This window comes from Aestuariispira insulae, assembly GCF_003385955.1.
Lineage (GTDB): Bacteria > Pseudomonadota > Alphaproteobacteria > UBA8366 > Aestuariispiraceae > Aestuariispira > Aestuariispira insulae.
The window spans coordinates 144,574-168,290 of sequence record NZ_QRDW01000006.1; the positions used below are offsets into that span (position 1 = coordinate 144,574).

General features: G+C 56.7%; 19 protein-coding genes. 3 read left to right on the plus strand and 16 right to left on the minus strand.

What is annotated here, in order from left to right:
- Window positions 1–16 precede the first annotated feature (16 nt).
- The 9 genes from DFP90_RS15195 to DFP90_RS15235 form a co-directional block, all read right to left on the minus strand.
- The gene (locus DFP90_RS15195) at window positions 17–2,839 is read right to left on the minus strand and encodes a TRAP transporter permease (RefSeq protein ID WP_218044689.1); all 2,823 of its coding nucleotides are present in this window, start codon (window positions 2,837–2,839) and stop codon (window positions 17–19) included.
- Window positions 2,840–2,991: 152 nt separating this feature from the next.
- Entirely contained in the window at window positions 2,992–3,960 is a 969-nt protein-coding gene (locus DFP90_RS15200; protein WP_115937359.1) for a TAXI family TRAP transporter solute-binding subunit, read from the minus strand.
- 348 nt (window positions 3,961–4,308) lie between these two features.
- Window positions 4,309–5,130 (minus strand): beta-keto acid cleavage family enzyme, encoded by an 822-nt coding sequence (locus tag DFP90_RS15205; RefSeq protein WP_115937360.1) that lies wholly within the window; start codon window positions 5,128–5,130, stop codon window positions 4,309–4,311.
- Complete coding sequence (locus DFP90_RS15210; protein WP_115937361.1) at window positions 5,130–6,467, minus strand: aspartate aminotransferase family protein; 1,338 nt, start codon at window positions 6,465–6,467, stop codon at window positions 5,130–5,132. The genes DFP90_RS15205 and DFP90_RS15210 overlap by 1 nt, the downstream gene beginning before the upstream one ends.
- A gap of 155 nt (window positions 6,468–6,622) precedes the next feature.
- A complete protein-coding gene (locus DFP90_RS15215; RefSeq protein ID WP_115937362.1) occupies window positions 6,623–7,555 on the minus strand; it encodes a LysR substrate-binding domain-containing protein in 933 nt (310 codons plus the stop codon).
- Window positions 7,556–7,559: 4 nt separating this feature from the next.
- Window positions 7,560–8,210, minus strand: coding sequence for an ABC-type transport auxiliary lipoprotein family protein (locus DFP90_RS15220; RefSeq protein WP_115937363.1), 651 nt, complete (start codon window positions 8,208–8,210; stop codon window positions 7,560–7,562).
- Window positions 8,207–9,244 carry an MlaD family protein gene (locus DFP90_RS15225; protein ID WP_115937364.1) on the minus strand — a complete coding sequence of 346 codons (1,038 nt, stop codon included), beginning with the start codon at window positions 9,242–9,244 and terminating at the stop codon, window positions 8,207–8,209. Before DFP90_RS15225 ends, DFP90_RS15220 begins: the two co-directional genes overlap by 4 nt.
- Window positions 9,245–9,246: 2 nt before the next feature.
- Entirely contained in the window at window positions 9,247–10,029 is a 783-nt protein-coding gene (locus DFP90_RS15230) for an ABC transporter ATP-binding protein (RefSeq protein WP_115937365.1), read from the minus strand.
- Window positions 10,029–11,171 (minus strand): ABC transporter permease, encoded by a 1,143-nt coding sequence (locus DFP90_RS15235; protein ID WP_245957088.1) that lies wholly within the window; start codon window positions 11,169–11,171, stop codon window positions 10,029–10,031. The genes DFP90_RS15230 and DFP90_RS15235 overlap by 1 nt, the downstream gene beginning before the upstream one ends.
- Before the next feature lie 143 nt (window positions 11,172–11,314).
- On the opposite strand from DFP90_RS15235, the gene DFP90_RS15240 reads away from it, so the two are divergent.
- Complete coding sequence (locus tag DFP90_RS15240; protein WP_115937367.1) at window positions 11,315–11,830, plus strand: adenine phosphoribosyltransferase; 516 nt, start codon at window positions 11,315–11,317, stop codon at window positions 11,828–11,830.
- Here DFP90_RS15240 and DFP90_RS15245 read toward each other — a convergent pair whose 3' ends face one another.
- The 3 genes from DFP90_RS15245 to DFP90_RS15255 form a co-directional block, all read right to left on the minus strand.
- A complete protein-coding gene (locus tag DFP90_RS15245) occupies window positions 11,831–13,039 on the minus strand; it encodes an amidase (RefSeq protein ID WP_115937368.1) in 1,209 nt (402 codons plus the stop codon). It lies immediately after the preceding gene.
- 73 nt (window positions 13,040–13,112) lie between these two features.
- Entirely contained in the window at window positions 13,113–14,174 is a 1,062-nt protein-coding gene (locus tag DFP90_RS15250) for a catalase family protein (RefSeq protein WP_115937369.1), read from the minus strand.
- Window positions 14,175–15,581 carry a c-type cytochrome gene (locus DFP90_RS15255; RefSeq protein WP_147301027.1) on the minus strand — a complete coding sequence of 469 codons (1,407 nt, stop codon included), beginning with the start codon at window positions 15,579–15,581 and terminating at the stop codon, window positions 14,175–14,177.
- An 81-nt stretch (window positions 15,582–15,662) separates the two neighbouring features.
- Here DFP90_RS15255 and DFP90_RS15260 point away from each other — a divergent pair, with 81 nt between their 5' ends.
- Both DFP90_RS15260 and DFP90_RS15265 read left to right on the plus strand, forming a co-directional pair.
- Window positions 15,663–17,627 carry a peroxidase family protein gene (locus DFP90_RS15260; protein ID WP_218044690.1) on the plus strand — a complete coding sequence of 655 codons (1,965 nt, stop codon included), beginning with the start codon at window positions 15,663–15,665 and terminating at the stop codon, window positions 17,625–17,627.
- Between the two features lie 159 nt (window positions 17,628–17,786).
- Window positions 17,787–18,608, plus strand: a complete 822-nt coding sequence (locus tag DFP90_RS15265) for an alpha/beta fold hydrolase (protein WP_115937371.1) — start codon at window positions 17,787–17,789, stop codon at window positions 18,606–18,608.
- 22 nt (window positions 18,609–18,630) lie between these two features.
- Here DFP90_RS15265 and DFP90_RS15270 read toward each other — a convergent pair whose 3' ends face one another.
- The 4 genes from DFP90_RS15270 to DFP90_RS15285 are packed head-to-tail and all read right to left on the minus strand — an operon-like array spanning window position 18,631 to window position 23,535.
- Window positions 18,631–19,089 carry a lysozyme inhibitor LprI family protein gene (locus DFP90_RS15270; protein WP_115937372.1) on the minus strand — a complete coding sequence of 153 codons (459 nt, stop codon included), beginning with the start codon at window positions 19,087–19,089 and terminating at the stop codon, window positions 18,631–18,633.
- Window positions 19,086–19,601: a P-loop nucleotide/nucleoside kinase family protein gene (locus DFP90_RS15275; RefSeq protein ID WP_115937373.1), complete on the minus strand. Its 516-nt coding sequence runs from the start codon at window positions 19,599–19,601 to the stop codon at window positions 19,086–19,088. The genes DFP90_RS15270 and DFP90_RS15275 overlap by 4 nt, the downstream gene beginning before the upstream one ends.
- A gap of 24 nt (window positions 19,602–19,625) precedes the next feature.
- Window positions 19,626–20,945 (minus strand): HlyD family type I secretion periplasmic adaptor subunit, encoded by a 1,320-nt coding sequence (locus DFP90_RS15280; RefSeq protein ID WP_115937374.1) that lies wholly within the window; start codon window positions 20,943–20,945, stop codon window positions 19,626–19,628.
- 46 nt (window positions 20,946–20,991) lie between these two features.
- Complete coding sequence (locus tag DFP90_RS15285) at window positions 20,992–23,535, minus strand: type I secretion system permease/ATPase (RefSeq protein ID WP_218044691.1); 2,544 nt, start codon at window positions 23,533–23,535, stop codon at window positions 20,992–20,994.
- Window positions 23,536–23,717: the final 182 nt, after the last annotated feature.

Genomic DNA, 23,717 nt, shown 5'->3' on the forward strand with positions numbered 1-23,717 from the left:
ATTCTCTCTCCTTCCCTCAGGCTGTCGCCGCATTCAGGCCTTGCGCCTGCATGCGCCGCCGCTGCAACAAAATGATCAGGCCCAGCAACAGCAACGCCGGAATGTAAAACAATTCCTTGGCCGGCTGCGCCGCCGGCACCAGAACCGTCAGGATTTTCTGATCAAAATCAAACCCCGCATTCTGGGCCGGGCTGTCATAGGTGGCGTTATCCACAATCACCTCATCCCCGTTTTCCAGCAGTTCCAGGCCAAAATCAAACAGGCGGTCCTGGCCGGAACCGGCGGGCCCCAGATTAACGATCGCGGTGAAGACGCGGACGTCCCCCACGTCATCCAACCCTTCGACAATCAGACGCATCTCCGCCCCTTCGGGCAGGTTCTCCGCCGCTTGGAAGACCTGGGCAGGTGCCTGCTCTTCATAGGGCGGAACGGCGATATCCATCCAGAAACCCGGACGGAACAGGGTGAAGGCGATCAGAATGAGGGCCAGGCTCTCCCACAATTTGGAACGAGCAAAGAAATAGCCCTGGCTGCCTGCAGTAAAGAGCAACATAGCCGCTGTCGCCACAATGAAGACAATCACCCCTTCCATCGGCGTCACATCAATCAAGAGCAGATCGGTGTTGAAGATGAACAGGAATGGCAGCAGGGCCGTGCGAAGGCTGTAGAAGAAGGCCACAAACCCGGTCCGGATCGGGTCGCCCCCGGAAACGGCAGCGGCGGCAAAACTGGCCAGCCCCACCGGCGGGGTCACATCCGCCATAATGCCGAAATAGAAAACGAAGAGATGCACCGCGATCAGCGGCACAATCAGCCCGTTTTCCAGCCCCAGCTCCACAATCACCGGCGCCAGCAAAGACGAGACAACGATATAGTTCGCCGTCGTCGGCAGGCCCATGCCCAAGATCAGGCTCAGGATCGCGGTGAAGATCAGGATCAACATGATCTGCCCCATGGAGATGATCTCCACAATATCGACAAACACACTGCCGACACCGGTCTGGGAGACAGCACCAACGATAATGCCGGCCGCAGCGGTTGCGATACCGATACCGATCATGTTGCGTGCGCCCGAAATCATGCCGTCAATCAGATCCCGGAAACTCTCCTCCAGCTTGCCAACCGTGCTCTCGCCCCGGAACATGGCAAAAAGATGCTTCTGGGTCAGCAGGATAAAGATCATCAGCGCCACCGCCCAAAATGCGGACAGGCTCGGCGAGAGACGCTCTACCATCAGGCACCAGATCAAAACACCAACCGGCAGCAGGAAATGCAGACCAGACCGAATGGTTGGCCCCGGTTCCGGCAATGAAATAATCGGACTATTCGGATCATCCACTTCCAGATCAGGCTCTTTCGCACATCTTGAGGCCAGCCAGACATAAGTGGCAATCAAGAGCATACCGACCACATAGGGGGTGGCCGTTCCGCCCAGATGGGTTCGGATCAGATCCAGCAGGAAAGCGATCCCGAAGGAGATGACAACCGCATTACCCAGAACCAGGGCAAAGGTGGAAATCACCTTCATCTTCACATCTTCACCGGCCTTGTTGAAATAAACCGTTTTCAAGATCAACTGAACCGCCACAATCCCAACAACCGCCAACAGACGGGCAATGTTGCTTTCCAGCGCCAGCCAGGCTTCCATGATCCAGTAAACGCCACCAGCCAGGGCCAGAATACCCGTCGCCGACATCAGGAAAGAAATCGCGGCCCATTTCGCGGGCTTCGGCTCGCCCGCACGCGGCAGGCCCTCCATGCCCTTTTTCATGGCTTCCAGATGCACGATATAGACCAGCGCGATATAGGAAATCACCGCCGGAATGAAGGCATGCTTGACCACGTCGAAATAGGGGATATTGACATATTCCACCATCAGGAAAGCCGCAGCCCCCATGACCGGCGGCATGATCTGGCCGTTAACGGAAGAAGCCACTTCCACCGCCCCGGATTTCTCGCGTGAGAATCCCACCCGTTTCATCATCGGAATGGTAAAGGTACCCGTGGTCACAACATTGGCAATGGAGGACCCAGAAATCAGACCGGTCATACCGGACGCCACCACAGCCGCCTTGGCCGGGCCGCCACGCAAATGCCCCATCAGGGAGAAAGCAACTTTAATGAAATAGTTCCCGGCCCCGGCCTTATCAAGGAGCGCACCAAACAGCACGAACAGGAAAACCAGATCCGTGGAAACGCCCAGCGCAATCCCGAAAACCCCTTCGGTCGAGATCCATTGGTGATAGGCAACGGAATCAAAGCTGGCCCCTTTCCAGGCCAGAATGCCCGGCGCATGCGGCCCCAGGAAAGTATAGGCCAGGAAAATCATCGCCACCACCATCAACGGTGGGCCAAGCGCACGCCTTGTCGCCTCCAACAGCAGCAAAATGCCGACGCAGGCGACAATCACATCCATGGTGTTGGCCGCATTCGGTCGGTCCGACAGGCGGGTTCCGACGATGGAACCAACAAATTCAGTATTAAAAAGGAACAAATAAAACGCACAAAGCGCGCCCATGATCGCCAACACCCAATCGGCCAGCGGAATACGACGGCGCGGCGACATTTTGAACGCCGGATAGGCCATGAATGCCAAACCAATAGCAATGGCAAGATGGATCGAACGCATCTCGCCACTATTGAAAACGCCAACCCCCAGCGCATAGGAGAATGGCGCGGAATACCAGATTTGCAACAAAGACCAGAACAGAGCGACACCCGCCATCAGCTTGACCACCGCTTGGTTGGTGGGCTGACGTCCCCCGGTATCGGTTGAGGCAACCAGATCCTCCAATTCGTCATTGGAAAGCTGGGTGCTGGGATTGTTTTGCTCGCTCATCGCGACTACCCCCATTTATTGATTATTTTCAATTATTTCCGGCCTCCCCTATCATTCCCTTGGAACCGGAAATGCGGCGATCATGGCCGCTTCATTATATTCTATAATGCAAAACGGGCGGGGTCACCCCCGCCCGCAAGATCAGATCCGGATTACATCCAGCCCTGTTCTTTATAATATTTGACCGCACCCGGATGCAGCGGAGCGGACAGGTTGTTTTTGATCATGTTCTCTGCTTTCAGGTGACCAAAAGCCGGATGCATCTTTTTGAAACGGTCCAGATTATCGAAAACAGCTTTCACGATCTGGTAAACGGTTTCGTCATCGGTGTTGGTGGAAGCAACGAAGGTTGCACCAACACCAAAGGTGGTGACGTCTTCATCGTTGCCGTTATACATGCCGCCCGGAACAGTCGCGAAGGCATAATAATCAGCGCCTTCAACAAGGCCGCGAACCGCATCGTTATCGACAGTTACCAAGTTGCTGTCACAAGAGGTCGTGGCTTCCTTGATGGAACCGTTCGGATGGCCTGCGGTGAAGACGATGGCATCCACTTTGTTATCGCAAAGGGCAGCCGCCTGTTCGGAGGATTTCAGCTCGGAAGCGAGCGCAAAATCATCCATGGTCCAGCCCATTTTCTCCATGACGACTTCCATGGTGCCGCGCTGGCCGGAACCCGGGTTGCCAACGTTCACGCGCTTGCCTTTCAGATCGTCAAAGGTCTTGATGCCGGCATCTTTGCGCGCCAGAACGGTGAACGGCTCCGGATGCACGGAGAATACCGCCCGCAACTCTTCAAAAGCGCCTTCCGGGAATTTGTCAGGTGCGGTGCCGTTATAGGCATGATACTGCCAATCGGACTGGGCAACCCCCATATCCAGGTCGCCCTTGCGGATCCCGTTGATGTTAGCAACGGAACCACCGGTGGTGTGGGTGCATTTGATGTCGTGATCGCTGGTGCCACGATTGACCAGACGGCAGATCGCGCCGCCAACCTGATAATAAACGCCGGTCTGACCGCCGGTGCCGATGGTGATGAACTTTTCGGCCTGCGCGGTGGCAGCGACCATGGTCAACCCTGCCAAAGCGGCTGCAGCCACTGAAAGTTTCCTGATAAGCATTCCCAAACTCCTTAACGCTTGTCTGTTCCCTGTGGTTATTGAACAGGTTCCTGCGATTTATGCGGAAACCCGATCTTTTTCCGGCGGATGATCCATACAGGACCAGGCCATCCACCCCACCGGCTCCCTTAATTGGAAACCGGTAACTTGATAAAAGAGAAACGCGTACAAAATTCAGCTATCAGAAGGGCCGCCGGATCAAACCGGCTTTGTGATCCCCCGATCTTTCCGGCCCAAAAACCCGCCGGAATAACGGCCCCCAAAAGGCCCGCGCCAAAACACTGAGGGAAATTATGGCCTTATGCCCTTGTCAGCGTCAACCTTGCACACATACTCCCTTTCAAAACCCTATCCCATGCCCAGGAGCTTCCGGGCTTCCGCCGCCGATGCGACAGAACGTCCCATAAACCCTGCCTGACCGCCCACCTGGGCCACCAAAGCCGCATTATCCGGCGCAATCGTGCCGTCCGCCAGCAACAGATTATTCTCGAACCCGACCCGGCAATGCCCGCCAAGACCGGCCGCGGTCAGTGCGCAAGCCCCTTCCAGGGCACCGAATGCACAAACCGACCAGTCACAATCCATTCCATCCGCGGCCGCAAGAAACGGCAACAGATCCGATGGATCAGAGGTCATGCCGGGCGAATACCGGCCCAGCACAAAAAGCACATGAGGACCGGGGTCAGGAATAACCCCGGACGTTAGGAGGTCCCGGAAATAACGGATATCCTCCTTAGAATAAAGAATATATTGCGGGAATATTCCCGCATCCCGCAAATGGGTGAAAAAGGCAGCGGCTTTTTCCTCCATCGCCGGGCCGGGACAGATCTCCCGGATCGCCAGCGAGACCGCTTCCGGTGCCAGTTCCCTTACCATCACCATCTGCTGATCGGCGTTATAGATCCCCACCGATTCCGTGGTCGCCTGGATGATCAGATCCTTGCCCACCCGATTGCGGACAGCACGAATCGCCGCGCGATAGGCCTCCACATCCAGGCTGTGCCGCCCCTCTTCATCCCGGACATGCAGATGAATCATCGCAGCCCCTGCCTCAAGGCAATCCGCCGCGGTTTGCGCCAGTTCATCGGGACTGATCGGCAGGGCCGCATGATCCGTTTTCAGTTTGCGCGCGCCATTGGGCGCGACCGTGATGATCAACGGATCGGGCATCACGCCACCCCGGCGGCACGAAGCGCCGCCTCTATGGAATCGCCCAGCTTTTCCGTAATCTCTGCCACGTGGGTTTCATTGATAATAAATGGTGGTGCCAACAGCACATGATTGCCCTGTTTGCCATCAATGGTCCCACCGCCCGGATAACAGATCAGGCCGCGTTCCATGGCTTCCCGCTTGATCAGGCCGTCAATCTTGAGCCCCGGGTCCAGCGGTTCCTTGCTCACCCGGTCTGCCACCAGTTCAATGCCCCGGAACAGACCGCGTCCGCGGATATCACCAATATTGGCATGATTGCCCAGTCTGTCATGTAGGGCCGCATCCAGTTTGTCACCCATGGTCCGCACATTGGCCAAAAGGTCATCTTCCTCAATGGCCCGCTGAACCGCCAATGCCGCCGCACAGGCGGTCGGGTGCCCCATATAGGTATGGCCATGCTGGAAGAACCCGCTGCCATTGCGGATGGTGTCATAAATTTCTGAAGTGCACATCATCGCGCCGATCGGCATATAGCCGGCCCCAAGCCCTTTTGCGGTGGCCAGCAGGTCCGGCGCTACCCCATCCTGTTCACAGGCAAAAAGCGTTCCGGTGCGGCCCATACCGCACATCACCTCATCCAGGATCAACAGGATGCCGTTTTTATCGCAGATCTCGCGAATGCGTTTGAAATAGCCGGGCACGGGGGCCAGCGCTCCGGCTGTCGCGCCCACCACCGGTTCCGCCACAAAGGCGATCACCTTTTCCGGACCGACTTCTTTCAGCCGGCTTTCCAATTCATCAGCAACGCGCAAGCCATAGGCCTCGTCACTCTCGTCTGGCTGACGGTCACGATAACCATAACAGGGACTGACATGTTCCGCGTCAATCAGCATCGGCGCAAACGGCGTACGCCGCCATTCATTGCCGCCAACGGAGAGCGCCCCCAGCGTATTGCCGTGGTAACTCTGCCGCCGGGCGATGAACAGACTGCGCTGGCCTTCGCCTTTTTCCAGGAAATATTGCCGCGCGAGTTTGAGGGATGCTTCCACCGCTTCGGAGCCGCCGGAGACAAAATAGACATGATTGATCTGGCCGGGCGCACGGGAGACCAGGTGATCCGCCAGTTGTTCTGCCGGTTCACTGGTGAAGAAACCGGTATGGGCAAAGGCGATCTGATCCACCTGGTCCTTGATGGCCTGAATAACGCGCGGATGCGAATGACCAAGACAGGACACGGCGGCCCCGCCAGACGCATCAATGTATTTTTTTCCCTCCGTATCCACGATATACGGGCCGTCCCCTTTGGCAGCGACGGGCATGGCAGCCTTTAGCTGCCGATGGAAGACATGTGTCATTGAACCTCTACTACACTCACGCGCCTGTCTCAGGCGTAATCCCATGCTTAAAATCCTGCGGACCTTCCCGCAGACGTTTCCAAGAGCCTAGGGTGAAGTTCAATAGGCGGGCAATCGAATTATTTTCGCTATCTCTGTGATTTTTTCTCACAGCACTATTCGGTCTGAAGCAGATTTTCGACCGTTTGTCGTTCCAATTGGTAACGCGCTACGGTGCCAGACAGCCAGCGCCGGAAAGCGGCTACCTTTTCGGTCTTTTCATGATGCAGAGGGTAATAGAGGCAATAGACATGGCGCGCTTTGATCACCGGCCCAAAAGGGACCGATAACCGTCCGTCAATCAGGGCGCGGGCCGCAAGCACGCTGCCTGCGGCGATCACACCTTGCCCGTCCACAGCTGCCTGTAGAGCCAGTTGGGAGTCGGAATAAAAACGCCCTCTGGAAAAATCAGGTGCCGTCAGGCCTGCCGCACGGAACAGGGCACGCCAGGCTTCGCCATCATCATCGTGAATAAGCATCTGCGCCTGAAGGCCTGACGGGTCTTCAATGCCCTTTCCGGCCAATAATCCCGGCGCACAGGCGGCAAAAGTATCCACTTCAATCAGTGGATCGGCCCCCAGTCCCGCCATCGGTGGCGCGTCCCAGCGGATTGCCAAGTCAAATAATCCTTCGGCAAATCCCTGCGGATTGAATTTCCGAGACGGGCTCAGGCTCAGCGTCAGGTCAGGATGTTCCGCCTGAAACTCCGACAGCCGGGGCATGAGCCAGAGCGCGGCAAAGGCGGAGGTGACATTGATCGACAGGCCTTCACCCGTTCCCTGTTGCAGCAGATGGCGTGACGTTTCCTCCAGCTCGCCCAGGATTTTTTCGACCGTCTGGAACAAGCGCTGGCCTGCGGCATTCAGCTTGATACGCCCCTTGACCCTTGAAAAGAGCGGCTGGCGATACCAGTCTTCCAGGCTTTTCACCTGGCGGCTGATCGCACCGTGGGTAACATGCAATTCTTCCGCTGCACGGGTGAAACTGGCGTGGCGCGCCGCCGCTTCAAAGGATCTCAAGGCATTCAGGGGCGGTAACGGTCGCCTCACGTTATCAACTCCCTACCCGGCCCTTGTCGCGCCAGACTTCTTCCCCGGACTTTAACGCCCAGCCAACAATCCGCTTCATGACTTTGCCAAGTGCTTCGTCATAAGCAACAATCACCATGTCCAAATTCTTATCTTCTGCCTTTACCGTCTTTTCCACGGTTTTGGAAGCGACGATCACCCGTTCCGGCATCTTGATCAGTTTGGCATTCATCCGGACCCGCACCGTCGGCCCGGCACCATCTCCATCCAAATATTCCGCCTGAAATTCCCGTAAATCCGACTGCATGATGAAATCAGCACGAAGACCAATCGTCTGCCGACCAACCGAGACGATCTTGCCGGAGTTTTCAAACGATTCGATCAGCAGCGCCTGAATCATCTTCGGTGCCGAATCGGTCCAGTTGGCATGACTATAATATTTCAACTCCATCGCCGTCTGGCGCAGCGCGATCCTGGAATTGCCGATACCATTTGCCGTGATCGGCACATCTACCAACAGCTGCCAATCCACGGTTGGCAGGCCTTCTTCAAAGGTGCTTTTCGGGCTCAGGACAAAAATCCGTCCCGGATCGCCGCCGCCCGGCAATTCGACCGAACAGGCCGTGAACGCGGCCAACAATCCCAGGACCGCCATCTTATTCAGAATGTTCCTCATTCCAGATCATATCCCTGCTGGTTGTCGCCAAAGAAAAAACGGGCCGGATCCCGTTCGATCTCGGCAGAAAGATGAGTCAGGTTGGAAACCAATAAGCGCGTTTCCGCCATCAATTGGGTGAATTCATAAAGCCCAGCATTGGTGAAATGGTCCACTTGCTCGCGATTGTCGGACAGAATATCGCCCGCCTCCGTCGCGGCATAGGTAATGGATTTCGCCGCTGCATCCATATTCTCGGCCACCTGGCGCATTTGCCGGGCCACCTCCACCATTTCATCCATGGTGACACGCGCCTTCCTGGCAGTCGGCCCAACCTCCGGCCGCAATTCCGCGGTCAGGGTCGAAATATCGCGCATGGTGCTATCGGCATTTTCCAAAATCGGCCGGACCCGCAACAAGGTTTCATTCATTTCCGCAGTCAATTTCCGGGCGTCGGCCAGCAATTGCTTCATCTCCCCCGATCCTTCCGCCAGCGCGCCGGAAAAGGCACTGACATTTTCCAGGGTTTTCGCGATATTTTCCTGATTGGCGGGGTTAAGCAGCAGATTGGCCCGGTCCACCAGGGCAATGAATCGATTGATCAGTTCCGGCGCCTGGTCAAAAACCTCCTGCAATTGGGAAGAGGTCGCCTGGATCACCGGGTACTTTTCACCCTTTCCGGCTTTCAGATCGGGCGCATCGTGGGTCCCGCCAGAAATCTGGACATACCCGACCCCGGTCAGCCCCTGAAATTCCATACTGGCGCTGGCATCCTCCTTGATCGGGGTGTCCGATTGGATCTCGATCGTGACCCGCACCTGCTCCACATTATCCTTATTGATGCCAATATCATGGACAACTCCGACCGGCACCCCGCGATAGCGCACCGGATTGCCTTCCTTCAATCCGGTGACCGACCCTTCGAAGAGAATATCGTAAAAGGCTGACTTCTGATCCAGCTCCGAACCTGAAAGCCAGATGATCGCCGCGACTAAGGTCACCAGACACCCCAGAACGAACGAGCCCACCAGAATATAACTTGCTTTCGTTTCCATCGTCAGCGCGCTCCCGTCATGTGGCCAGCCCCGGAAGCGGAAACCGCCCGGGCGCGGGGACCGTGGAAATAGGCCTGGATCCAGGGATGATCATCCTTCATATGATCCGCCAGGGTCGAGACCCGGACCTTGCCATCCACCAGCACCGCAATACGGTCACAGATCGCGGCAAGGCTGTCGAGATCATGGGTCACCATGAACACTGTCAGACCCAGGCTGGCCCGCAAGTCCAGGATCAACTGGTCAAAGGCCGCCGCCCCGATCGGATCCAGACCGGCGGTCGGCTCATCTAAGAACAGGATTTCAGGATCCATTGCCAACGCACGGGCGAGGCCCGCCCGTTTGCGCATGCCCCCCGATAACTGGGCGGGCAACTTGGCCCCGGCTTCAGGTGCCAACCCCACCATGGCAATCTTCATCGCGGCAATCCGGTCCAGAAGTCCTTCGGGCAGGGAGAGATTTTCCCGCAGCGGCACCTGAATATTCTCCGCCACCGTCAGGGATGAAAACAAAGCACCATCCTGGAACAAAACCCCGATCCGGCTGCGCACCGCCTCGACTGCAGCGGGATCAGCCGCCTCGATATCATGATCCAGCAGGCGTATATGGCCGGCACTTGGCTTTTGCAGGCCGATCACACTGCGTAACAAAACCGATTTCCCGGCCCCCGATCCGCCGACCAGCCCCATGATCTCGCCGCGTCGAACGATCAGATCGACACCTTTATGGACCTGATGCGCGCCAAACCGGTTCTCAAGACCCGATATTTCAATCACCCCATCCATCAGCGTATCCCCAGAACCGACATCAAAATGGCGAAAACCGCCGTCGCCAGGATTACCAGCACAATGGATTCCACCACCGACAATGTTGTCATCCGACCGACACTTTCCGCACTGCGCTCCACCTTCAAACCTTCATAACAGCCGACAAGGGCAATGATCATCGCATGGACCGGCGCCTTGACCATACCGATCAGGAAATCCCGCACATGAACCGCCTCCTGCAATTGTCGCAGATATTGCGGGAAGCTAATATCCAGTGCCGTCACGGTCGCCAGCGCACCGCCCAGAAGGCCGCATAAATCGGCAAAAAAGGTGAGCAGCGGTAGTGTGATCATCATTGCCAGAACTCGGGGCAGCACGAGGACCTCAATCGGATCCATGCCCAGGGTCTGCAAGGCGTCAATCTCCTCATTCACGCGCATGGTGCCAATCTGCGCGGTAAAGGCGGATCCGGAGCGCCCGGCCAACAGGATCGCGGTGATCAACACACCCGCTTCCTGCAAAATCGTCAGGCCGATCAGATTAACCGTAAACACTTCCGCGCCGAATTTGCGAAACTGATCTGCCATCAGATAGGCCAACACCACGCCGATCAGGAATTGCAGCAGCCCGACGATCAACATGGCGTCCAGGCCGGTCTGTTCTATCTGGGTGATCAGGGCTTTGGGCCTGAATCGTCTGGGCTGGCGGACCGCGCGCCAGAATACGATAGTCACCAACCCCAGGAAATTTAAGAGGTCCCGCCCTTCCCGCAAAGCCTCAATGCTTCTGCGACCGACATTGCTGACCAGATCGCCCAAACCTGTATGTTTGCTATGCACATCCAGATGCCGGCCGGGGCTGCCCGCATCGCCAACTTGCGCCATCAAGGGTACATAGCGGTCAGAAATGCCATGAAAACCGATCTCGCATCCGTGCCCTTTGAGCATGTGGCCGGCCTGATGCAGCAGCATGGCCCCAGTTGAATCCAATTGGTTAACCTGGCCAAGGTTGATGATCACCTGGCGGCCTTTGAAGTCCCTCAGGCGGCAGATTTCTTCCTCAAGAAAACGGCCATGACCAATCGTCCAGCGACCATTCGCCGACACCTGAAGCCGTGCGCCCTCCTCAACGATATCCAGCCATCCGCCGCTTCGTTCCACCCAGCCTCCCCTTTTTGTGCCTGGTCTCCAGATTGCGAAATGCTGCATTTGTGATTAGGTTAGGACCCAATCATTAAATTTGTGCTTATTCTGTCTTGGTACAGAACAGCAGTATCTCAATTTAAACAGGATGTTAAGTCCCGATGGATCTTAAAGACCATATCCGAACCGTGCCCGATTTCCCCAAACCGGGCATTCTGTTCTACGACATCTCCACACTTCTGGCCCATCCGGCAGCTTGGCGGGAATGTGTCAATCAATTGAAAACGATCATCGCACCGATGAAGCCGGATCTGCTGATCGGCATTGAATCCCGAGGCTTCCTGCCCGCCGCCCCTCTGGCCCTGGAGCTGGGCGTAGGCTTTACCATGGTGCGCAAGAAGGGCAAGCTTCCCGGCGAATGCATTTCCCACGAATATGACCTGGAATACGGGTCAGATATTGTCCAGATCCAGGCGGATGCGGTGAAACCCGGGCAGAAGGTCGTGATCCTGGACGACCTGCTGGCAACTGGCGGCACGTTGCGCGCCGCCATCGAATTATCGCAGAAGGTCGGCGCGGATGTGGCCGGCGCCGCCTGCATCATCGAGCTTTTGGGCCTTGGTGGCCGGGACGGCCTGAATGCACCGTTCCATTCCCTGATTTCATACGAAATCTGATCAAGCCTCCAGCAGCGGCGCCAGGCCGCTGCTGGCCATTCCCGAGATTTCACTGGCGATGTCCAACAGGGTTTCATCACAACCACGCGCCGCGATGATCGACAGCCCAACCGGGCATCCCGCCACCCGCCCCAGCGGCAGGTTCATCTGTGGCACGCCGGTCAGGACGGAAATGCCGGTCAGCTGCAGCGCGCGATAACGGAAATTCTCTAACTGCTCTGCGGACTGACCGCGCAGGGGTGCAATACCCGGCGCAGTCGGGATAGCCATCACCACCCCTTCCGGCAGACGCGCCGCCAATTCGGCGGTTATCCTGGCCCGGATCTCCATTGCCTTGTCGCGTTCTTCACGCGTGATGGTTGCCACCCAGTTGAACCGGTCAGAAACACCCGGCCCGAATTTCGGCTTATTGTTAGTGATCCAATCCCCGTGGCAATGCCAGATCTCATAGCCCTGGCAGATCCGGAAGGGCATGAACCAGTCTTCCAAGCTGCCGGATCGGGCCAGGTCCGTTTCATCCGCGCCACCGGTCATCGCCGCCAAGCGCATGACCGCCGGGGCAAGCGCTTCCCTGGTTTCCGCATCCGCGAGCGACCAGACATCCTCCGGCAGCCAGAGCTTGACAATGCCCGGCGCCCGGTCGTTCCAATCATCGAACAAAAACTGCCCGACCTGCTGCATTAAAGATGGATCACGAGCAAACCAGCCAATGGTATCAAAGCTAGGGGCCAGCGGTAAAACCCCTTCCAGGGCGATCCGGTCATGGGTCGGACGCAGGCCAAAGATCCCGCAATAGCTGGCCGGCACGCGCACAGAGCCGCCGGTATCAGTGCCAAGCGCAAAATCGACACACTCGCCGGCAACCGCGGCAGCGGATCCACTGCTGGATCCGCCGGGGATGCGTCCCGGCGCATTGGGATTTTCCGGCGTGCCGTAATGGGCATTTTCCCCATTCAGGGAAAAGGCAAATTCATCAGTGTGGGTTTTGCCGCGCACAGACGCCCCTGCCGCCAAAAGCTTCTGCACCACCGGCGCATGGGCGGCTTCCGCCTGATGGCGTTCCCGCCACAGCGGGTGGCCAAAGCCCGTGACTTGGCCTTTCACATGGAAGAGATCCTTCACCGCAAAACTGCGCCCCGAGAGAGCGCCGCCATCGATACCGTCCAAAGCCAAATCGGCATCAATGAATGCGTCATGCCAGTTTTTCATGAGAGGGCGATCCTTTGTTCAAGCCTGCAGCAGCCACTCCCCGTGAATGGCGGCGCAATCTCCCTGATAGCCGCTATGGGCGGTTCGCCTCAAGTCTTCTTCTCGCCATTTCCAGATAAACATCGCGCCGGGCGCGGTTCACATGCCCCAACGGCCGGTGGGCGACAAGTCCGTTCCAAGGAGAGAAAGCCAGCTGTTCGGCCCTGGACATACTTTGTGCCACCGCCGTTTGATCGTGAGCGTCAATCACGATCCTCGCCAAAGGAATGAAGGCGGTCCCCTCCGGATCCCAATGCACTGTGGCATCTTCAATCGGATGAGATTCGGGATCACGATGCAGATGAATGCCAAACTCGAATTGCCATCCCTTATCGGCCAAACGCTTTGCCAGATCTTCGCTAAACCCATTCCTGGAAATAACTGCCGCGCCGTTGCCTCTTGCGGGCAATGGCCCAGCCCGATCCAGTTCAATTGGCCGAACCATGTATTTTACCGCAAGGTCATCCCCATGCGCATATGGCGTGGTGCTCCAATAACAGCTGGTCAGCAAAGACACCGGAGAGGCACTGGCAAAAGCCTGTGAACGGCGCAGCATCCCGCCATGACACAGCCTCAGCATCAACCATCCCTGCACCATCCAGAATAACCGGGGCAAAAACCGGATCGGATCCTTCCATTTTTTCAAAAATGCCAGAATCCTGGTGAAATACCGGTTGAAGATCCTGTATTCCTCCAGGCTTCGCGTGAAGAAAACGGGATGATCCACCAACAGGAAATCCTGCTCGTTCGGGGCTCCAAAGCCAAGATGTTCCCCCGTCACGCCCTCCAGTTTGATCGACATGCCATGCGCATCAGCCTTGCGGTCATCATACCAGGTCCCGTTTGACAACCGGACCCAGGCCTTGAACCGATCCGGTCTGGCAAAAATGCCATGTTTCAGATGATCGGGCAGATCGTCCCGGATGATAAAGCAGGCCGAAAGACAGCCGTGATGTTTGCCATGCTGCCCCCGTTGAGTGACGCCCTCCCGTTTGGCCAGGGTTTTGAAATTATCATCCACAATAGCCGAAATGATGCTTTCTTCATTCGGCGGGATTTCCTCAAATCCACCGCCGATATCTGTGGCCTCGCTCACTTAAAGACCCTTCAGATATTCAAGCAGCGCCCGTTTTTCATCCGAAGGCAAATCCGTGCCATAAACATGGCCTCCATTATTGTTGCCGGGTAAGGTCACATCGAACAGGAAACCGGTTTGGCAATCGGGTCCGACCCGGTCCAGGTCAAATTCGGCACATCCCCGGTAGAAGCGCGCTGAACGGTTAGATGGCTTCTTCAAGAGATCCGCCAAATTCGGCACGGAGCCGTTATGCAGATAGGGCCCTCGCGCCCAGATGCCGTCCAGTGGCGCGTTCACATATCCTTCGGTCGCCCGGTAATTGGAGAATTGATAGGAATAGCCCCGGCCAACATTGCTGAAATATTCCACCATCTTCGGCGAGAAAAGATCCGCCCGTGCGGTGTCGGTCGCCAGCAAATCCTGATGGGTGACCTGTCCCAGTTTCACCGCCCCCGTATCATGGCAGACACCGCATCCGGCCTTGCGGTAAATCTGCTCGCCCCGTGCGGCCAGCCCCTGGTCGATCTCGCCCGGGAAAGGCGGCGGTGGCAGATCCCGAAGCCAATCCGCAACCCGTTCCACGCTTGAATGTTCAAACAGCCATTCCGATGCCCCCCCGGCCAGGGCCGCCGAAATATTGCGTTCCGTGAGCGAGGCGTTATTGCCGTCCCAATGGAACCAGCCATCTTCGCGGATGCCCTGGTTCCAGACCGAAGGGAAATCCACGGCCCCAACCAAACCATCCTGTTCCGGAGCCAGCCCCCAGCGGGCACGCCAGAAATTGCCGGCATCCGTGCGGCCCGGACCGTGATCCGGACGCTTGTCCATCCAGGCCAGGCTGGCGACCAATCCGCCGACTTCTTCTTCCAGCCGGTTAAAAACCACATAGCGGAACGCCAATTTGTTGAACCAACTGAAAGGGCGGCCATTTTTCTCAGCACTTTCAAAAACCGCGTCCGGGGTCAACCTGGGATCGCGGCTGGCCGCCACCAGGAACCGGATATAGGCCTGCAGGTCGAGGCCGTTGGCAGGCGCACCCATGATCAGGCGCGGCTCGCCCGCCACCATCACCTGATCCGTATGGCAGGTCGCGCAATTGAAACCGACGCGCTGGACACCATATCGGCGCACACTGACACCAATTGGCAGCTCCTGCCCCTCTTCCTGGAGAAAGCCGAAATCCGCATAACCGCCTGGCAATTGGTCCTTAAAAATCTCCGGCAGTTCCCGCCAGATGAGATAGGGATAACCATCCACCTCCGCACCGATGGAACCGTACTTGAAATGGTCGGTCACATCATCGAAATGGGCCGGCGGCCACGGTTTGATGGTCAGTCGTTTAAACTCCAGGGTCAGAACCGCCCCCAGCAGGATCAATACATAGAGCAGCGCCAGCCAGCCCATTGTGCCTTTTTCACGCTTCACGGCCACCGCACTCCTTATTAATTGAGTTTGATCACCAAACACTATATACAATTTATAGAAGAAATCCATGGGAGCATTTATATGAAAACGATAAGTGCGACTTCCAAGAGACGGCTTCTCAACCTGATCTGTGTGATCGTCGGCACCATGATGCTCTATCGCGGCCTGATTAATCTGACGCAATATCCGGGAAATTGGGAACGTATCCTGTTGGGGCCGATCTTTCTGGGCGGTGTCTACGGCATTTATCTCATGTACCGGCGCAAACGCATCGGCTTTTGGATCTTCACTGCCCTCAATTTCCTGGTCGGGATCTGGTTCATTTATATCCTGGAGGATATCTGGTCTCATCATGTCCTGCCCCATATCGTTTTTTCGGCAATCTTTCTGCCCTTCTATTGCGACATGGAACCCGGCAGCGGTCGGCTTGGCCAATTTTTGGGAAAGTCTGGCCGCCGGTTGGTCAATATCGAGATTATTACCCGGCTGATCATCGCGCTTCCCTGGCTGCATAAACTGGTGAACCGGCTGATCATTGATGGTTTGGTAAGCATTGTGCGCACAAGGCCGCACCCCTGGAGCACGGTCCATGATTATGTATCCTGGCGCGGGTTGACGGACCGGAATTGGAGTGCGCGGCACATGCCGCCAACCGATGCCCCCCACAGCGGCAAGCCAGCGCCAAAAGATCTGGCCGCTCTGTTTAGCCGGGGAACGAGACCTCAGGCCCATTGCCCAAAATCAACGCTGTTATTCCCGACTTTTGCGCAATATCTGACCGACGGTTTCATCCGGACCGTCTCCGACCAATCCGACCCTGATTTTTTCAAGAAGAATACATCCAATCATCAGATCGATCTCTGCCCGCTATACGGCCGCACTGTCGAACAGACCCAGGTCTTGCGGGTGAATAATCCGCAGCGCCAGGATTTCGGGAAACTGAAATCGCAAATGATCGGGGACGAGGAATTCGCCCCCTATCTTTTTCTAAACGGCAAACCTGACCCTCAATTTACCACCCTGGATGAACCTTTGGGCCTGGACGATATTCTGAAACAATGCAACAGCAGCGATCCAAAGATCAAAAATCACGCAATTCTGCGGCGCGACCACCTTTTCGCCTTTGGCGGGGACCGGGTGAATTCAGTGCCCCAGGCATCAATGCTGAACACCTTGTTATTGCGGGAACATAACCGCTTGGCCGGGGAATTCGTGACCAGAAATCCAGAATGGGATGATGACCGGGTCTTTGAGACCGCACGCAATGTGGTGATTGTAGAATTCATCAAAATTGTCGTTGAGGAATATATCAACCATATCGCGCCGCTGCGTCTTCCCCTGATGGCTGATCCTTCCATCGCCTGGCAGGCACCCTGGAACAAACCGAACTGGATCACCACTGAATTCAGCCTGCTTTACCGCTGGCATTCGCTGATCCCCGACACCGTCACCTGGGGCGGCTCCGACTATCCCGTCGAACTGACATTCATGAACAACCTGCCCTTGATCAATGGCGGCATGCTTCAGGGTTTTTTGGATATGAGCGCGCAAAAGGCCGGTGCTTTGGGGCCGTTTAACACCAATAAAAGCCTGGTCGAACGGATCGAGGTTCCCTCCATAGAACAGGGCCGGGCCTGCCAGTTACAGTCCTTCGTCAATTATCAAGGCTATATCCAGCGCACGCCTCCGGCCAGTTTCGCGGAATTGTCCAGCGACCCGGCGGTTGTGCAATTACTGGACACACTCTATGACGGGCGGATCGAGGATATGGATTATTACATCGGCCTGTTTGCGGAAGACCGGATTGAAAATTCACCCCTGCCGCAAACCATCCTGACCATGGTGGCCATTGATGCCTTCTCCCAGGCATTAACAAACCCGCTCTTATCGGAGCATGTGTTTAACAGCGAGACTTTTTCCGATTATGGCTGGGAACAATTGCGGGGGGTTTCCTGTCTTGCCGATCTGCTAGCGCGGAATAGCAGTGCCTCGCCGGAACAATTACGAGATGTCCACATGACCCGTCGGGATTGGCGTTTTAAGTGATGGGCACGCATTCTTGCGACAATGGCTGGCGGTTGTTTTGCCCATTTTTCTGAACACGGCCCCTACTTGACCAGTGCTCATAGGGCGGTTGCATGGAACCGGTTTCCGAAATAGCCTGTGCACCTATCCTCATTTCTGCCGAATTGTCAGACCTGCCCCATGAAATGCACCATCAATAATGCCGAAATCCATTATGAAATCCGCGGAGAAGGCCGGCCGATTGTTCTGATCCATGGATTTTGCCTGGACCGGCGGGCCCTGACCCATCCCCTGGAGCCGATCCTGGAGGCGCAAGGCGGTTGGAAACGGATTTATCTGGATCTGCCCGGCATGGGCCGCAGCCCCGCCTCCAAATCCATTGAAAACTCGGATCAGATGCTGGCCAGTGTCTCGGCCTTCATTGGCCAGATTCTGGGCGACGAGACCTACACGCTTTTTGGCTATTCCTACGGCGGCTACCTGGCCCAGGGTTTGGTGCGGGAACAGCCGGAACGCATCACGGGTGTGGCCCTGCTCTGCCCTGTTATCTTCGCCCCGCATGAGGAACGAAGCCTGCCGCCGGAAACCTGCCTGGTCCGAGACGATGCCTTCTTGGATGCCATCCCCGCGGACCAGCGCGCGGAATTTGAAACCAATACCGTGATCCAGACGCAAGCCGTTTGGGAACGGACCCAACGGGAGATCCAAGCCGGGCTTGATTGTGCAAAAGGGGATTATTGCGACCGGCTCCAGGCTTTGGGATACCGGTTTTCCTTTCCGGTTTTTCCCCTGTCCAAACCCTTTGATAAGCCATCTTTGGTCCTGACCGGGCGGCAGGATAACATTGTCGGCTCCCTCGACCAATTCAACCTGGCGGAAAGCTACCCGCGCGCCACTATCGCCAGCCTGGACCGGGCCGGCCACCACCTGCAGATCGAGCAGGATCGCCTGTTTGATATCCTGGTGGCGGACTGGCTGGAGCGCGTTCGCCTGGAAAGGTGATAGAAAGGATCAGTGCAGAAAATCAATGCCTGACGTTTTCGCCGCCGATCACTGATCCGCCACAGACGTTGCCCTCCTGCACACCATTAAGCCACAGGCCCAATTCATCAATCCGCTTTTCCGTCATCTGCTGCCGGATTCCAGTGACGCACATGCCGTAGATCGATCCGTATTCCACCCTAGGGTCCGCCGCCGGGAACCGAAGGTGCAACTGGCTGTCCCGATAGCTTTCCCAAGCCTTCTGATTAACCGCAAGTGCCTCGAGGAAAACCGGATCATCCGCATGGATCGCCTTAATCCTCCTCAATACCGCCTCAAGATACTCATCCGCAGAAGCACTCTCAGCCAGGCCGCAATCTTCCAAAGCGCGCATGGTGAACGCCTCCGGCCAGCATAGATCAGAAGAGAGCGCCGGTTGGCTAAACCAAAATGTCAAAACCAGCAAAAATCCGGCACCGAACCCTGCCCCAGTTCTTGTCATTTCAACGCCTCCAACCGGGTCAATAATTTGTCCAACTGTCCCTGGCTGTCTTCCTGAGCGGTATCCACGCGGATAACATCCTCCTGCCAGGGTTCATATTCCCGACGGATAACCGCCTCCCAATCCGGTTGATATTCACTTTTGTCGGTTCTGTGACGATGTTCAACCCGACGGCGGTGTTCCATTTCATCCGAACAGATCACCTCGATATTGACCAAAGCCGCCTCGGCCTTCCCGGCCGCGGCCTGAAACATGGCGCGGCTGAGCGCGATCGGATTCACGCAATCGGTGACAACATCCAGGCCGATCCTGAGATTATCAACCGCCAGGTCACAGGCGGCCAGATAACCGGCATCTTCCGCACCAGTTACTTTCAGCTCGGAATGTTTGATTGCTTCCTCAATCGTATCGATACGCAGATAGAGCGCGCCAAGCCGTTTGGCCAGTGCCCGGGCCAAGGTGGTTTTTCCGGTGCCCGGCAGGCCTGAAAAGGCCATTAATTTCGGCTGCATAGATTTCCCCTGCCTGTTGCCGCTTTAGCGTTCGCGCAAAGCGTTGTCTTTTGCTTTCAGGATGGGCTTCATGAGGTAATCAAGGACGGTTTTTTGCCCGGTCAGGATGTCGACCGTGGCGGTCATCCCGGTCCGGATCGGCTTGTCCGCGCCCAGTTTGGTATCCGCCGTGCGGAGCCGAATTCGGTAAAAGGTCTCACCCTGTTCATCTGTGATGGTATCGGGACTGATATCCACCAGGGTCGCGTCCAGACCGCCATAAATTGAAAAATCATAGGCGCTGACCTTGACCACCGCCGGCAGACCAGGCCAAAGCTGGGCCCGGTCGGCGGGTCGGATTCGGGCTTCAACCAAAAGCTTGTCTTCCAGCGGTACGATCTCAACCAGATCATCACCAGGCCGGACCACGCCGCCGATGGTGTTTTTCAACACCTGTTTGACGGTGCCACGCACTGGAGAACGCACATCGGTCCGGACCGCGCGATCCACACCGGCGGTGATCGCTTCTTCCAGCGCGGAGGCTTCCACCTGCACCTGGTTCAACAATTGCTGAGCCTCGGTCCGGAAGGCCTGGCGTTTCTCGTCCACGCGGCCCTTGGCTTCGGCCACCTGGGTCCGGGTTCTGGGTATAGCCAGCTGCACACTGGAAATCTCGGAATTCAGATCCTGCAGCTTCTGCTCCACCCGATAAAGATCCAGGATCGGGGAGATCCCCTCATCCACCAGCGGTTTCAGCAGGTCATATTCCTTCTGGGCAATCTGGCGGGATTTGCGCAATTGCGTAATCCGGGCATTCAGCTCGTTCAATTCCTGCAGCTTCTGTTGATGCTGATTGGCCAGGATTTTCACCTGTTGGGCCAGTTGCGAGCGCCTGGCCTCAAACAGGGACTGTTCCTGGCGGGCGATATCCGGCGCGGTATCCACAACGATATCCGGGAAATCGATCTCCATCGCGCCGCTGATCTCGGCTTTGAGACGGGCAATCTGCCCCTGGAGGTTCATGGATTGCTTGCGTTTTTCTTCCAACTCGGCTTCGGCGGACCGGTTTTCAATGCGCAACAGGACTTCTCCCGCCTGCACTTCCTGGCCTTCCTGGATCAGGAGATCGCTGATGATGCCGCCTTCCAGATGCTGAACCACCTTGGTCTGGCCTGAGGGGATGATTTTCCCTTCGCCCCGCGTCACCTCATCCAGCTCAGCATTATACGCCCAGATGACAAAAATCGCGAAAAAGGCGACGATGAAAAACAGCAACAGATGCGCAACGCGGCTAGTGCCGCGCCCGACAATCGGCCCCATCTCACTATCGGCTATATCCCTTTCCCAGCTTCTATCATCCGTCATCGGATATCTTCCTTCATCGCCCCATCCATAATGGAGCTATATTCTATCACACTTTGGCTGTCTGGATTCGGCCGCTGGCCAATGCTTCCATCACCGCGTCCTTCGGCCCGTCCGCCACCACCCGGCCACCATCCATGACGATCAAGCGGTCCACCAGGCTGAGCAGGGAACCGCGATGGGTCACCATGATCAGGGTCTTGCCAGTCAGGATCGTGCCCAGCCGGGCCTTGAAACGGCTTTCGGACGTGTTGTCCATGGAGCTGGTCGGCTCATCAAACAACAGGATTGGCGGATCGGCCAGCAGGGCGCGTGCCACGGCCACCGCCTGGCGCTGACCGCCCGACAGATTGGCCCCGCGTTCGCCCACGGGCATATCCAAGCCCATGGGATGCTTGGAAGCAAATTCATCCACACCGGCAATGCGGGACGCCCGTAAAATTGCCGCATCATCGGCATAGGGCATGCCCAGCGCGATATTTTCCTTCACTGACCCGAAGAAGAGATAAGAATCCTGTGGCACGGTGCCGATATTGCGGCGCAGATCCGCCGGATCCACCTGTCGGGTATCGGTGCCGTCAATCATGACCGATCCCTCAGTCGGGTCATGCAGTCCCATGATCAGACGTTCAACCGTGCTTTTCCCCGATCCGATCCGGCCGATAATCCCGATTTTTTCACCCGCCTCGATATTGAAGCTGACATCGGTCAATGCCTGGGTCTGGGCATCGGGATAGCCGAAGGAGACATTCTTGAATTCAATATGGCCGGCAAAATTCGGCCGGGTCACGAAATTGCGCCCCTGGGGCCGCTCGACCGGAATCTGCATCATGTCATTCAGGCCGGACAAAGCCTGCTTCGCCTGATGGAACCGGGTCGCGATCGCCGCTACCTGGCCAAGTGGCGCCAGCGCGCGGCCCGACAGGATGGTACAGGCCACCAGCGCGCCCACGGTCATCTCGCCTTCCTGGATCTGATAAACCCCGATCACAACAACACCAACGGTCACGAACTGCATGGCGGCACCGGAGAAATTCATCGCCGCCTGCGCCCATCTGGTCGACAGCATGGAGGATTTCGCGGTCTTGTTGACAAAAACCTCCCAGGCGCGCTGCATCTTACTTTCCGCCGCGGTCAATTTGATGGTTTCAATACCGGTGATGGCCTCTACCAAGATCGCGTGTTTCTGCTGGCTTTCCCGCTGGGTTTCCTTGACCACACGCTGCATCGGCACCTGCATGATCAGGCCGACCACAACCACCATGAAGACCACCGCCGCCGGCACGGCAACGATATACCCGTTGCCGATGACATATACGATCGCCAGGAACAGAAAGATGAAGGGAAGATCGATCAGGGCGGTCAGGGTGCTGGAAGTGAAGAAATCCCGGAGGCTTTCAAATTCCCGCATGGAGTTGGCCAGGGCCCCCGCCGATTGCGGGCGATGGGCCATTTTCATGCCCAGCATCTGCTGGAACAATCGTGCCGCGATCCGCGTATCCGCCGTCTTGCCCGCCACATCCACCAGATAGCCGCGCAGCAGTTTCAGAACAAAATCAAACGTAAAGACAATGCCGACCCCGGCGGCCAGCACCCAAAGGGTTTCTTCCGCGAAATTGGGCACCACCCGGTCATAGACATTCATCACAAAGAGCGGGCTGGCGATGGCAAAGGAGTTGATCACCAGAGCCGCCACAATCACTTCGATATAAAGCGGCCAGGAGGCAAAAACCGTTCCCCAAAACCACCCTTTGGGATCGGCGATTTTTGTATCTTCCGCCCGGGTGTCATAAATGAATTCCGGCCGTGCAAAAAGCGAATAGCCGATATATTCCCGCTGCAGTTCGTCAAAGGCGACCACCTGGCTGCCTGATCCCATTTCCGGCAGAATGATCGTGGCTTTCTGGCCGGCGGAAATCTGGGTCAGCACCGCCGCCCTCTGACCGGACAGCAGAATCACACAAGGCAGGGCCAATCGGGTGATGTTGGTAAGCTCCCGGCGTTGCAACTTTGCGGAAATGCCCGCACGCTCCGCGGCCCGGACAAACAGATCCGGTGTCAGGTGGCCTTCATCCATCGGCAAACCGGAGGTGAGCGCATCGGATGAGATCGGCCGGTCAAGCAGCGAACAAAGGATCGTCAAACAACCCAAAAGTGGATCATCATTAAGCCCAGGCTGCGGCTTTACCTGCCAACTGGGGCCTTTTTCCCGGTCGGTTTTACCCGTCTCATCGGATTTCTGGTCTTCCGGATCTTGCGGAACCCGCTTCGTTTCCGTCTGTCCGATCCCGGTATCAGCCTTGTTTTCATCCGTCACGCCTGCCGGTTTTGGCACGGCAAGCAGGTCCCTTGGCCCTTTTCCGGCATTGGCATCATTGGCAGCAGGCGGGGTGTTGAGCAGACCGTCGCCCTCAGTTTTCGGGCGGCCATGGGGTCTGTCCCCGACGCCCGCCGGCTGGCCTTTTACAGCGGAATCCGTTGATTTTTCAGACTCTTTCGCCCCTTTCCGGCCATCGGCCATAGCCGATGTCACGGAATTCAGCACTTCCGCCAATTTCCTGGCCTCTTCCTGAGGTGACTTGCTTTCGCTCACTTTTTACTTTCCGCGACTTACTGAAACAGCCATTGTTTGATTAAGAATATAGGGGAACTGCCGCAATAAGCCAAAGTAAAACAAAGAAAAGCTGTTGAAATAATAATACAGGCTCTCCGCCCTTAAAAAAACTGTGGCGGCCCCCGAGGGAGCCGCCACCTACCGACGAACGGTCTGGTCTG